At 69.4% G+C, this 12,774-nt stretch carries 11 protein-coding genes, 1 tRNA gene and 1 pseudogene; 4 read left to right on the top strand and 9 right to left on the bottom strand.

Annotated elements, in window-relative coordinates:
• Positions 1-5: 5 nt before the first annotated feature.
• Positions 6-1,352: a 3-deoxy-D-manno-octulosonic acid transferase gene (locus ASF27_RS17200; protein WP_082479259.1), complete on the bottom strand. Its 1,347-nt coding sequence runs from the start codon at positions 1,350-1,352 to the stop codon at positions 6-8.
• On the bottom strand, positions 1,349-2,071 hold the full coding sequence (locus tag ASF27_RS17205; RefSeq protein ID WP_056305469.1) for a lysophospholipid acyltransferase family protein: 723 nt from the start codon (positions 2,069-2,071) through the stop codon (positions 1,349-1,351). The genes ASF27_RS17200 and ASF27_RS17205 overlap by 4 nt, the downstream gene beginning before the upstream one ends.
• Positions 2,072-2,384: 313 nt before the next feature.
• On the opposite strand from ASF27_RS17205, the pseudogene ASF27_RS17210 reads away from it, so the two are divergent.
• Both ASF27_RS17210 and ASF27_RS17215 read left to right on the top strand, forming a co-directional pair.
• A pseudogene (locus ASF27_RS17210) lies at positions 2,385-2,864 on the top strand (VIT1/CCC1 transporter family protein); the annotation flags it as partial.
• An 85-nt stretch (positions 2,865-2,949) separates the two neighbouring features.
• On the top strand, positions 2,950-3,849 hold the full coding sequence (locus tag ASF27_RS17215) for a metallophosphoesterase (protein WP_056361990.1): 900 nt from the start codon (positions 2,950-2,952) through the stop codon (positions 3,847-3,849).
• Positions 3,850-3,898: 49 nt separating this feature from the next.
• On the opposite strand, the gene ASF27_RS22755 is transcribed toward ASF27_RS17215, so the two are convergent.
• Both ASF27_RS22755 and ASF27_RS17220 read right to left on the bottom strand, forming a co-directional pair.
• On the bottom strand, positions 3,899-4,072 hold the full coding sequence (locus tag ASF27_RS22755; protein ID WP_200918875.1) for a hypothetical protein: 174 nt from the start codon (positions 4,070-4,072) through the stop codon (positions 3,899-3,901).
• A gap of 294 nt (positions 4,073-4,366) precedes the next feature.
• A tRNA-Glu gene (locus tag ASF27_RS17220) sits at positions 4,367-4,441 on the bottom strand.
• Positions 4,442-4,641: 200 nt separating this feature from the next.
• Between ASF27_RS17220 and ASF27_RS17225 the strand changes: the two genes are divergently transcribed.
• Positions 4,642-5,646, top strand: coding sequence for an RluA family pseudouridine synthase (locus tag ASF27_RS17225; protein WP_056361993.1), 1,005 nt, complete (start codon positions 4,642-4,644; stop codon positions 5,644-5,646).
• 261 nt (positions 5,647-5,907) lie between these two features.
• Positions 5,908-6,798, top strand: a complete 891-nt coding sequence (rpoH, locus tag ASF27_RS17230) for an RNA polymerase sigma factor RpoH (protein WP_056173774.1) — start codon at positions 5,908-5,910, stop codon at positions 6,796-6,798.
• A gap of 77 nt (positions 6,799-6,875) precedes the next feature.
• Here the strand turns inward: rpoH and ASF27_RS17235 are convergent, their stop codons facing one another.
• From ASF27_RS17235 to purB, 5 genes are all read right to left on the bottom strand, one after another.
• Complete coding sequence (locus ASF27_RS17235; RefSeq protein WP_056361997.1) at positions 6,876-8,306, bottom strand: hypothetical protein; 1,431 nt, start codon at positions 8,304-8,306, stop codon at positions 6,876-6,878.
• Positions 8,307-8,385: 79 nt separating this feature from the next.
• Complete coding sequence (locus ASF27_RS17240) at positions 8,386-9,678, bottom strand: adenylosuccinate synthase (protein WP_056173780.1); 1,293 nt, start codon at positions 9,676-9,678, stop codon at positions 8,386-8,388.
• A gap of 169 nt (positions 9,679-9,847) precedes the next feature.
• On the bottom strand, positions 9,848-10,141 hold the full coding sequence (locus ASF27_RS17245; RefSeq protein WP_056173783.1) for a hypothetical protein: 294 nt from the start codon (positions 10,139-10,141) through the stop codon (positions 9,848-9,850).
• Positions 10,142-10,289: 148 nt separating this feature from the next.
• Entirely contained in the window at positions 10,290-11,150 is an 861-nt protein-coding gene (locus ASF27_RS17250; protein ID WP_056362001.1) for a D-amino-acid transaminase, read from the bottom strand.
• 60 nt (positions 11,151-11,210) lie between these two features.
• Positions 11,211-12,518 carry an adenylosuccinate lyase gene (purB, locus tag ASF27_RS17255; RefSeq protein WP_056173791.1) on the bottom strand — a complete coding sequence of 436 codons (1,308 nt, stop codon included), beginning with the start codon at positions 12,516-12,518 and terminating at the stop codon, positions 11,211-11,213.
• Positions 12,519-12,774: the final 256 nt, after the last annotated feature.

Raw genomic sequence — 12,774 nt, forward strand, 5'->3', positions numbered from 1 at the left:
CCGGCTCACTGCGCCGTCATGGCGGTGAGCCGCATCTGCGCGATGAACGGATCGAGCACCGCCAGGGTGCGATCGACGGCGCCCTCGAACGGCGCGAGGGCCGCTGCTCCCGCGCGGGCGATGGCGTCGATGCGGGCGGGTTCGGCGAGAAAATCCGCGAGGGCCGCGGCAAGGTCGTCCGCGTCGGCGACGCAGCGGGCGCCACCGGCACCGTCGAGGGCCCGGTAGACCTGCGTGAAGTTGAAGATGTGCGGCCCGTGCAGGACCGCGGCGCCGAGGCGCGTCGGCTCGATGGGGTTCTGGCCGCCGTGCTCCACGAGGGAGCCACCGAGAAAGACCAGGGACGTCAGGCGATAGAACAGGCCGAGTTCGCCGAGCGTGTCGGCGACGTACAGGTCGATGCTCCCGTGCGGGCGCCCGCCTTGGGAGCGCCGGGCGCTGCGCAATCCTTCGGCCGAGGCGCGGGCCGCGACATCGCCGCCGCGATGGGGATGGCGCGGGACCACGATGGTGAGGATTTCGGGCCAGCGGCGCTTCAGCACCGCGTGGACGCGGGCCGCCACGGCGTCCTCGCCCGGATGGGTGCTGGCCGCGACCCAGACGGGGCGGTCGCCGATGCAGTCGCGCAAGTGCGCGAGTTGCTGCTCGTCCACGGGCGGCACGTCCGAATCGTATTTGAGGTTGCCCGAGACGACGACCCGGGGTGTGCCGAGCTTGGCGAAGCGCGCCGCATCCTCCTCCGTCTGCGCGAGGCAGACGGAGATGCGCGCCAGGAGCGCGCGGGCGGTGCGGGGCGTACGGCCCCAGCCGCGGAACGAGCGCTCGGACATCCGGCCGTTGACGAGGATCAGGGGAATGGCGCGGGCGTGGAGGCCGGCGACGGTGCTGGGCCAGATCTCGGATTCCGCCACCAGGGCGAGGTCCGGCCGCCAATGGTCGAGGAAGCGCCCGACCCAGCGCGGTGCGTCGAGGGGCATGTACTGGTGCACGGCTCCCGACGGCAGGCGGCTGCCGATGAGATCGGCGGCGCTGCGGGTGCCCGTGGTGACGAGGACGGAGAACCCCCGCGCGATCATGCCGTCGACGAGGCCGACGAGGGAGAGGATCTCGCCGACGCTGGCGCCGTGCATCCAGACGAGGCGGCCGATGGGGCGGGCGCGGCCGGGCAGGCCGCGGCGCTCGGACAGGCGCCCCGGGTCCTCCTTGCCCTGGCGCGAGCGCCACGCCAGCAGACCGGCCACCGCCGGCTCGCCGACGAGCAGACCGTAGCGATAGAGCTTCAGGATCGCCGTCAGGGGCGGGGCCTTGGTGGGGATCGCCTTCACCGACGCGGGCTGAGCCGGCGCTCTCATGCGGGGTTTCCCACCCGGTCGGTGCGGCCGACGAGGGTATAGGCGCGGTCGTGAACGCGGTTCATCTCCGCCTCCACCGCGAGGCGCAACGCCTCGAACGCCTCGGGTTCGGTCTCGCGGGGTACGTGGATCGGCGTGCCGAACACCATGGCGCCGCGCCCGAACGGGAGGCCGAAGCAGGCCCGGTCCCAGCTGTTCAGCCGCAGGTGCCGGCTGGTGACCACGGCCACGGGCACGATGGGCCGACCGGAAAAGCGGCTGAGGGTGAGGATGCCTGCGTCGCAGCGGCGCGAGACCTTCGGCACGTCGGCGCTGAAGGCGACGGATTCACCGTTCTTCAGGGCGCGCAGCATGGCGCGCAGGCCCTCGGCACCGCCCTTGGCCTTCACGTCGCGCACGGCCCGCCCGCGCGCACCCGACGCCCGGATCACCCGCACGCCCATGCGCTCCAACGCGATGGTGTTGATGTTGCCGTCGGCCGAGCGCGAGATGATCGTGGCGATGCGGTCGTGCGGCCGGCGCATGAACGAGATCATCGTGTGCTGGCCGTGCCACATGCCGGCGATGAACGGCCCGAGGCCGTCGAGCCAGGGATCGGGCTCGGCCGGCTCCATGGAAAAGCGGTTGGTGGCGCGCACGAGGCGCAGGTACCCGCCCGCGGCGCGGCCGAGGGCCTGCTGGACCGCTGGGGCGCGGCCGATGCGCTTGAGGACACTCATGATGCAACGCCTTCGCGGCGCGGTACGCGGACCGACCCGGCGCGAGGGCCGGGGAGGGCCGCCTTGGCCGTCGCCGGGCGGTGTCTAGCGCCGTTCCCCGTTGGGGCGCAACGCTCGGCCTCCGGGCACCCCCGGTCCGACTCACGGCGAAACGCGGCAAATCCCCGTCGACACCCGACAAATTCGCTTGTTCATAACAGTTCTAAATTATAGATTGGAACGAATCAAAACTGGAGACCAGGCGATGATCGCGACTGCGGGCGCCGAGACGCGCATTCCTTCTCCGACGCCGGGTGCGGCAACAGCCGACGCGCACCGGGCCTTCGTCCTCCGCTACGTTCAGCCGGCGCTCGCCGGACTCATCGACGGCTCGGTCTCGACCCTGGCGCCGATCTTCGCCGCGGCCTTCGCGACGCACAGCAACGGCGCGACCTTCCTCGTCGGGCTGGCCGCCTCCCTCGGTGCCGGCATCAGCATGGGCTTCACCGAGGCCCTGTCGGATGACGGGTCGATCACCGGACGTGGATCGCCCTGGATGCGCGGTCTCGTCTGCGGCGTGATGACGACGCTGGGCGGCCTGGGGCATACGCTGCCGTACCTGATCCCCGATGCGTGGCCGAATGCCTTCGCCGTGGCGACGGGTCTCGCCGTCCTGGTGGTCGTCGTCGAGCTGTTCCTCATTGCCGGCATCCGCACGCGCTACATGGCCACACCGTTCTGGCGGGCCGCGCTTCAGGTGGTGCTGGGCGGCGCCCTCGTGCTGGCGACCGGCATCGTCATCGGCAGCGCGTGAGTGGCGTGTGGTGCGCGCCGACCGGGTTGACCCCGCCGCCGCGAGTGGCGATGCCGGGCGTGACTTCCATCCGCAACGGACACGCATGTTCCGCCTCGCCCACATCACCGACCCGCATGTCGGGCCGCTGCCGCGCCCGCGCCTGCGCCAGCTCTTAAGCAAGCGCGCCACGGGCTACGTGAACTGGCGGCGGGGGCGCAAGAACGCCCACGACATGGAACTGCTCGCCGCCCTGGTGGCCGACCTGCAGATGCAGCCGCACGACCACATCGCCTGCACGGGGGACCTCTGCAACATCGGCCTGCCGAGCGAGTGGGCGACCTCACGGGTGTTCCTGGAGGCCTTGGGCGATCCCGAGGCGGTGAGCTTCGTGCCGGGCAACCACGACGCCTACGTGCGCGGCTCCCTCGACGGGCTGCTGGCCGCCTGCGGCGCCTGGACCACGGACGACGACGGCACGCCGGGCGTGTTCCCCTACCTGCGCCGCCGCGGCCCCGTGGCGCTCATCGGCCTGTCTTCGGCGATCCCGACGAAGCCGTTCGTGGCCAGCGGGCGCCTCGGCCCACCGCAGATCGTGGCGGCTCGCGGCATCTTGGAACGCCTCGGCGCCGAGGCCGAACCGCCGTGCCGGGTGGTGATGATTCACCATCCGCCCCATCCGGGCGGTGCCTCGTCGGGGCGTGAACTGAAGGATGCCGAAGCGTTCATGGCGATGATCGCGCAGGCCGGAGCCGACCTCATCCTGCACGGCCACAACCACGTCGGCAGCGTGCATTTCGCGAAGGGGCCTGGGGGACGGCCGGTGCCGGTGGTGGGATGCACCTCGGCCTCGGCCCGCCAGGGCGGACCGAACCGGCGGGCGAGCTACTACCTGTACACCATCACGCGCGGTCCCGCCGGCTACGGCATCGCGGGGCGGGAGCGGGGACTCACGGAAACCGGCCTCATCGACGATCGCGGACCGCTACGATTGACGCCAGCTTGACCGGCGCGCAGGTGCGTCGCCCGCGGACGGGCGACGCCGGGATAGCTCGTCAGGCGGAGAGGCCGGTCGGGCGGTTGGGCGGGCCGAGGGAGGCGAGGAGACCGAGATCGGCCTCGTAGCGCTCGGCCTGAGTGCGAGTGAGGCCGCTCACCAGGACTTCAGTCCCACGATAGACAGTATAGGTGCCATCGTGGGTCGGCGTGACGCGAATGGTCTGGGACATGGCAAACACCTTGTCTCGATCTGGAATCGTCGAACGCTGTGAAGTCGCAGATGGTAACCCAAACTTAAGACGCAGCAAGGCCGAGCCCGGCGCGCGCACAAGACTTTCGTTGCGGCAACGCACCATCCGCGGCATGAATAAGGTCGACAGAACGGATTTTGGGGAATGACCACCGGCGCTTCGCAAGTTCCGCAGCGCGTCACGCCCTGGACGATCTTTGCAACCAGCGGAAACAACGCGTCGGGCGAATGCCTCGACTTGAAGCGAATCAAGTAGACTGGAGATAAAGTGGATTGGCGCGCCCACGGGGAATCGAACCCCGGTCTGATCCGTGAGAGGGACCTGTCCTAACCGCTAGACGATGGGCGCGGTCTTCAATCCAACGCGGCACCCTTGGGGCACCGACGCCGCTTCCCGTTCACTCCGATCCCGTGGGACCGTCCGGCGGGAGGAAGCTTCCCGGCGGTGTGGCGATCGTATAGCGACGGTCCGGCGAGGGAGCAAGTGCCCCCGCGCGTGATTTTGCGCGGTCCGTCCGGGTCGCGGTGAACGGGGCGGAGGGACGATCGTTGCAGCAACCAGAGGACCGTCGGGCGACACTCGCCGACGACGTGACGCCGGAGCGCCTCGACCGCGCCCTGGCGCGGGCATTCCCGGACGTGTCGCGGGCGCGCCTGCAGGATCTGATCCGGACCGGCCAGGTGACACGCAACGGCGCGGTGGTGCTCGATCTGTCGGTGAAGGTCGGGCCCGGCACCGAACTCGCCGTGACGATTCCGACCGCCGTGGCGGCGACCCCGCAGGGCGAGACCCAGGATCTCGTCGTGGTCTACGAGGACAGCGACCTGATCGTCATCGACAAGCCGGCGGGTCTGGTGGTCCACCCCGCGCCCGGACATGATTCCGGCACCCTGGTCAACGGCCTCATCGCCCATTGCGGCGACAGCCTGTCGGGGATCGGCGGCGTGCGGCGGCCGGGAATCGTCCACCGTCTCGACAAGGACACGAGCGGGCTCCTCGTAGTGGCCAAGAACGACCGGGCGCACAAAGGCCTGACCGAGCAGTTCGCCGATCACGGCCGCACCGGCCCCCTGGAGCGGGTCTACCGCGCCCTGGTCTGGGGCGTGCCCGAGCCGCGCGTCGGCACCATCGACGCCTATCTCGCCCGCAGCATCCGAAATCGTGAGAAGATCGCCGTGGTGCGGGCCGAGACGGGTCGGGAGGCCATCACGCACTACCATGTCGAGGAAGCCCTCGACGCGATGGGTCTGGTCGCCCTGGTCCGGTGCGAGCTGGAGACCGGACGCACGCACCAGATCCGGGTGCACATGAGCCATCGCGGCCACCCGCTCCTGGGCGACGCCGTCTACGGCAGCGCGTTCAAGACCAAGGCCACGCGGCTGGGCGAGGAGGCCCGTGCCGCGCTCCTGGCCCTCGGGCGTCAGGCCCTGCACGCCAGCGTGCTCGGCTTCGCCCATCCGCGCACGGGCGAGACCCTGCACTTCGAGTCGCCGTTGCCGCCGGAGATGGAGGCGCTCCTGTCGGCGCTGCGGAAGAAGGGGGCGACGACCTGAGGGAACGCAGTACCCGCGTGGCGCATCTGTCACGGTCAAGCCCGGACCCGAAGGGCGTGCGGAACGGCACCGCCCGGCGCGGCGTTTCGTGTCACCCCTGAGCCATCGGCGACATCGCGCGTTGACTGCGATGTTCGTTGGGCGAGCCGCCTTCCGGGGTCTTCTGTTTCCCGGTAGAGATGGGGAGCCGAAACGCCGGCTCAAGGGAGCGGCGGTTCGGTTCGGGTCCGCCCATTCGGGGACCATTCAAGGAGGAAGACCATGGCCGGCGCATTGCCCGTGCTCGCCACCGAGGGTGGCCTGTCGCGCTACCTCGATGAGATCCGCAAGTTTCCGATGCTGGAGCCGAACGAGGAGTTCACGCTCGCGAAGGATTGGCGGGAGAAGGGCGATCGTGGCGCCGCCCATCGCCTCGTCACCTCGCACCTGCGCCTCGTGGCCAAGATCGCCATGGGCTATCGGGGCTACGGCCTGCCCATCGGCGAAGTCGTGTCCGAGGGCAATGTCGGCCTGATGCAGGCGGTCAAGCGCTTCGAGCCGGACAAGGGCTTCCGCTTGGCCACCTACGCCATGTGGTGGATCAAGGCGGCGATCCAGGAATACATCCTGCGCTCGTGGTCCCTCGTGAAGATGGGAACCACCGCCAACCAGAAGAAGCTGTTCTTCAACCTCCGCAAGGCCAAGGGCCGCATCTCGGCCCTGGAAGAGGGCGACCTCAAGCCGGATCAGGTGGCGCAGATCGCCGTCAAGCTCGGCGTGCCCGAGCAGGAGGTGATCGACATGAACCGTCGCCTCTCGGGCGACACCTCCCTCAATGCGCCGTTGCGCGAGGAAGGCGAAGGCGAGTGGCAGGATTGGCTGGTCGACAACAGCCCGAGCCAGGAGACGGTGCTCGCCCGTGAGGAAGAAGGCCAGAACCGGCTCTCGGCCCTGCGCGATGCCCTCTCGGTGCTCAATGCCCGCGAGCGCCGCATCTTCGAGGCGCGGCGTCTGGCCGACGATCCGATCACCCTCGAGGACCTGTCGGGCGAGTTCGGCGTCTCGCGCGAGCGCGTGCGGCAGATCGAGGTGCGTGCCTTCGAGAAGATCCAGGAGGCGGTCAAGCGCAACCTGGCGTCCCGCGAGGCACCGCGCGCAGCCGCCCACGCCTGAGCGGAGCGACGACTTCAAACGACAAGGGCGGCCCGAAGCGCTCGGGCCGCCTTTTTCGTGTCAGCGGTCCCGGCCCGTCAGCGCCACTGCGCGAAGGCTTTCTCCATCACCTGCGTGCCCGCCGCGCCCTTCTCGAAATTGATGATCGCGCGCGCACCGGAGTTGAACTTCACCGCGAGTTCGAGCCAGTTCCGGTGAAGGAGCAGGTCGGTGTTGCGGTCGATGTCGTTGCGCAGGGACGACAGACCGATGAGGAACAGGTTCTCCCGCACCCGTACCGGCAGGCCCGAGACCGGCGACCCGCGGGCATTCTCCTCGTCCTTGGCCTGAAGCAGCCCGATGTCCTGCACCGTCCGGCGCGCGGCATTGGTGCCGTCCGTGGTGAAGGCGAGCTCGATGGTGTGCGATGCCGGCAAGCTCGCATCGAGATTGCGATTGATGGTCATCTGCAGGGTGATCCCCGCCTCGGGGAACTCCACGTTCGCGCGAACGGCCGTTTCGAGGGCCTGACCGCGCTCGCCGTTCACGGTTTCGAGGCGCCAGAGGACGCGCCCCTGCACAACGGTCGGCTGGGCGTTGGTGGCGGACGTGTTCTCCTCGTAGAGGACGGCGCGCTGCGCCACGGAGACGTCCGGCTGCACGGCGCCCGCCGAGGAAGGCGCCTGCGCAGGCCGTGCCGGCGCCGGCGGCGCCACGGGGTCGCCACCGATACGGTCGGCATACTTGGTCTCGGCGCTGTCCTGCGCCGTGTCCTGTTGCTCGGCCAGGGGTTGAAGGTCGGCCGGCTTGTCGCGCAACAGAAACGCCGCCACCGCGATCAGGCCGATGACAGTGAACAGCACGGCTCCCACGACGGCGTTGCGCAGGAGGCGCGACCGTCCGGCCCGCGGCGCGACCACGTCGATGCGCGGGCGCTGACGGGCACCGCCCGCATCGGCCACGAAATCGTCGGACGCCGGTTCCTGGGCGGACGCGTCCGTCGAGGACGACACCGCCTCGGCGGCGGGATCGGCCACGGCGGCGGGCGACCGACCCTTGCGGGCCTGGATCGGGATGATCGGCGCGCTCGCCGGCTCCTCCGGCGGCATGAACGGGGTCCGGCCGAGGTCCGGCGGGGGCGCCGGCGGCAGGAACGGCTCCGGGGCCGGAGCGGTGGGGCGCAGGGGCTCCGACCCGGGGGCGTCGGGCAGCGATTCCGGCAGATCCCGCAACGCATCCGCTGTGACGGGCTGCTCGGGCTCGGGCTTGAGTTCCGGCACGGGCTCGGACGGAGGCTCGGCCAAGGGCTCGGGGGCCGGAGGGCCGTGCTCGGTCTCGAGCCGATCGATGGCGGTCTCGAGGGCCCGCGCCTCAATATCGATATCCGCCTCGGACAGGGGGGGATCGAGGGAGCGAAGCTGGCCGATCAGGGCGCTGCGCGCGCGCTCGTACACGGCCTTGCGAAGGGCCGGCGAACGGTCCGGCATCGCTTCGAGGGCGCGCGCCAGCAAGGGGTAGTAATCGGCCATCGTGACTGGGGTCCGCTCAACTCAGGGCGGGCCGGCACCCCGCCCGAGAGCGGATGCGCCGCCCATCCTCTCAGACGCGTTAATCCTCGAAGGGGCTGTGCATCAGAATGGTGTCGTCGCGCTCCGGCGAAGTCGAGAGCAGCGCCACCGGCGCACCGATGAGTTCCTCGATGCGGCGCACGTACTTGATCGCCTGAGCCGGGAGGTCGGCCCACGAGCGGGCCCCCGCCGTCGTGCCCGACCAGCCCTCGATATCCTCGTAGATGGGTTCGACCTTGGCCTGCGCCGCCTGGTTCGCCGGCAGGTGGTCGATCACCTGTCCGTCGAGGCGGTACCCGGTACAGACCCGGATGGTCTCGAACCCGTCGAGGATGTCGAGCTTGGTCAGCGCGATGCCGTCGATGCCCGAGGTCTTCACGGTCTGGCGCACCAGAACGGCGTCGAACCAGCCGCAGCGGCGCTTGCGCCCGGTGTTGACGCCGAACTCGCGGCCCTTCGCGCCGATGGTCTCGCCGATCTCGTCGAACAGCTCCGTGGGGAACGGACCTTCGCCGACCCGGGTGGTGTACGCTTTCGCGATGCCCAACACGTAGCCGATGGCCGAGGGCCCCATGCCGGAGCCCGTCGCGGCCTGCGCCGCCACGATGTTGGACGAGGTCACGAACGGATAGGTGCCGTGGTCGACGTCGAGGAGCGCGCCCTGCGCGCCCTCGAACAGGATGCGCTTGCCGGCCCGGCGCTCCTCGTCGAGGAGCTTCCAGACGGTGTCGGCGTAGGGCAGGATGGTGGGCGCGATGGCCTTCAGTTCGGCGAGCAGGGCGTCGGCATCGACCTCCTCGATTCCGAGGCCGCGCCGAAGGGCGTTGTGGTGGGTCAGGACCCGCTCGATCTTGGCGGCCAGCGTGCTCTCGTCGGCGAGATCGACGACCCGGATGGCGCGGCGCCCGACCTTGTCCTCGTAGGCCGGTCCGATGCCGCGCTTCGTCGTACCGATCTTGAGACCCGCGTTCGAGGTCTCGCGAAAATGGTCGAGCTCGCGGTGCAGAGGTAGGATCAGCGTGGCGTTATCGGCGATCCGCAGGGTTTTCGGCGAGATCTCGACGCCCTGGGCCTGAAGCCGGGCGATCTCGTCGACGAGGTGCCACGGATCGACCACGACGCCGTTGCCGATCACCGACAACTTGCCGCCCCGCACCACGCCCGAGGGCAGCAGGGCCAGCTTATAGGTCACGCCGTTGATCACGAGGGTGTGGCCGGCATTGTGGCCGCCCTGGAAGCGCACCACCACGTCGGCCTGCTCGGAGAGCCAGTCGACGATCTTGCCTTTGCCTTCGTCACCCCATTGGGCGCCTACGACGACGACGTTTGCCATTCACTCAAGACCTGTCCCGAGGACCCGCGCGAAAACGATCCGGCCATGGAGGCCGGACCGTCCCACGTTCCTCGGGTCTTTCTGCGATCCGTAGCCGGAAATCAAGCAACTGGCCGATCCGGCTCCGAATCACCGGGGGAATACGTACCGTGCGGTCGCCCGAGGGCGGCTACTTGGCCTCGGTGCCCGGCTCGCGACCGGGGAGGTCGCCCGGCTTGATCACCGGCATGGAGCCCGGGTTCGGATCGGGCGGGCGCACCACCATGCCGGGGGCCGTGTTGCCCGGCGGCTTGATCACGCCGTCGTTCTTCTCGAGTCGGTCGCTCAGGGTGCCACCGGTGCCGGGCGGGCCGGCATCGGGCTGAATCTTGTCGGGAACCGGGCTGCTCGGCGCCGTTACCTGAGCGAAGGCGGCGGTCGCCAGCAGGCTCAGGCCGGCGGCCAGGGGCCATATCATGCGCATCGTGACACCTTCTGGAAGACAGGGTTCGTGCCGGAAGAACCGATCCGGGGCCGATGCGTTCCTGGAGTGAGTGCGTTCCTGGCGTGAGTGTGTTCCTGGCGTGAGTGTGTTCCTGGCGTGAGACGGATGTCCTCCGGCCGTGCGGGATTCAATCGCTCGCGCGGGCGAGTTCGAGATAGAGTTCGCGCAGGCGCAGGGTGTGGGGGCCGGGGGCGCCGGTGCCGATGGGCTGCCCGTCGAGTTCCACCACCGGCATCACAAAGGCCGAGGCGCTGGTATAGAACGCCTCCGCCGCCGCGTGGGCCTCTGCCACGGAGAACAGGCGCTCCTCCAGGGCAAGTCCGGATTCGGCGGCGAGACGCAGCACCGCCTGCCGGGTGATGCCGGGCAGGAGCGCCGTCGAGAGCGGACGGGTCACCAGGGTGCCGCCGCCCGTGACGATGAAGGCCGTCGACGACGAGCCCTCCGTCACCGCATCGTCCTCGACCATCCAGGCCTCGCTGACGCCCGCGGCGGCGGCCTGCTGCTTGGCGAGCACCTGGGCCAGCAGCGCGATGGACTTGATGTCCCGGCGCTTCCAGCGGAGGTCCGGCACGGTGATCACCCGGGCGCCCTTGGCCGCCAGGGGGTTGGCCGCCACGGTCTTCGCCTGGGTGAACATCATCACGGTCGGCGCGGTGCCGGCCGGCGGATAGGCGAAGTCACGCTCGTACACGCCGCGCGTCACCTGCATGTAGACGAGGCCCTCGGTAACCCGGTTGCGGGCGACGAGCTCCGTCTGCAGGGCGACCCACTCGGCCAGCGTGTGCGGATTGGCGATGTCGATCTCACCGAGCGACCGGTCGAGGCGGGCGAGATGCGCTTCGTTGTCGACGAGGCGGCGATCGAGGATCGCCGAGACCTCGTAGATCCCATCGGCGAACAGGAAGCCGCGATCCATGATCGGCACCCGCGCGTCTTCGAAGGGGAGGAAGTCGCCGTTGAGGTAGACGATGCGGGGGTTCGACACGGAGCGGGACCTTTGAATCGCCGATGGGAAGGGCGCGACGCAGGATTTGTGCGACGGGGCTCAGGAAGCCCCGAACACCCGTGAAAAGATCGTGTCGACGTGCTTGAAGTGGTAGCCGAGGTCGAAGCAGGCCTCGATCTCCGCCGGGCTCAGGGCGGCGGTCACGTCGGTGTCGGCCTTGAGCAGGGTGAGGAAGTCGCCCTCGCCGCGCCAGACCGGCATCGCGTTGCGCTGGACCAGGCGGTACGAATCCTCGCGCGAGACGCCGGCCTGGGTCAGGGCCAGGAGAACGCGCTGCGAGTGGACGAGGCCGCCGAGCTTGTCGAGGTTGCGCTGCATCTGCTCGGGATAGATCAACAGCTTGTCGATGACGCCGGTGAGGCGGCCGAGGGCGAAATCCAGGGTCACGGTGCTGTCCGGGCCGATCATCCGCTCGACGGAGGAATGCGAGATGTCGCGCTCGTGCCAGAGGGCGACGTTCTCCATGGCCGGGAGGGCGTAGGAGCGCACCATGCGGGCGAGGCCCGTGAGGTTCTCGGTGAGCACGGGGTTGCGCTTGTGCGGCATGGCCGAGGAGCCCTTCTGCCCTTCCGAGAAGAACTCTTCGGCCTCCAGCACTTCCGTGCGCTGGAGGTGGCGCACCTCGATGGAGAGGCGCTCCACCGAGCTCGCCACCACGCCCAGCGTCGCGAAGAACATGGCGTGGCGGTCGCGCGGGATCACCTGGGTCGAGACCGGCTCCGGCGACAGGCCCATGGCTTTCGCGACGTACTCCTCCACGCGCGGATCGATGTTGGCGAAGGTGCCGACGGCCCCCGAGATGGCGCAGGTCGCCACTTCCTCGCGGGCCGCCACGAGGCGGGCGCGATTGCGCTCGAACTCGGCATAGGCCTGGGCGAGCTTGAGGCCGAAGGTGACGGGTTCGGCGTGGATGCCGTGCGAGCGGCCGATGGTCGGCGTCAGCTTGTGCTCGAACGCCCGGCGCTTGATCGCGGCGAGCAACGCGTCGACGTCGGCGATGAGGAGATCGGCGGCGCGCACGAGCTGCACGTTGAAGCAGGTGTCGAGAACGTCCGACGAGGTCATGCCCTGGTGGACGAAGCGGGCCTCGGGGCCGACGATCTCGGCGAGATGCGTGAGGAAGGCGATGACGTCGTGCTTCGTCACCGCCTCGATGGCGTCGATGCGCGCGACATCGAACACGGCGTCGCGGCCCTTCTCCCAGATCGTGTCGGCGGCGGCTTTCGGCACCACGCCGATCTCGGCCAGCGCCGTCGTGGCGTGGGCCTCGATCTCGAACCAGATCTTAAAGCGGGTCTCGGGCGACCAGATCGCGGTCATCTCGGGGCGGCTGTAACGGGGGATCATGGGCGCCTCGGAGGTTTTCGCGATGCAGACGGGTGCTGAGGGGCGCCTAGCATGGGCGGGGGTGCTGCCTCAACCGAAGTCCGGCGGCCCGGGAGGCCCTAACAAATGTGATATTTTTATCAAGATGCTGGAGTTTCGATTACAATCTGGAAACATTCCGATGTCGAAGGAGGACGGATTTCCTGTCCATTGCGGGCAACTTAACCGCCTTACTGGACCGGCTCTTAGAAGCACTCGAAACTGGAAACCCTCCTAA

The sequence above is a fragment of the Methylobacterium sp. Leaf102 genome, from assembly GCF_001422425.1.
Taxonomy (GTDB): Bacteria; Pseudomonadota; Alphaproteobacteria; order Rhizobiales; family Beijerinckiaceae; genus Methylobacterium.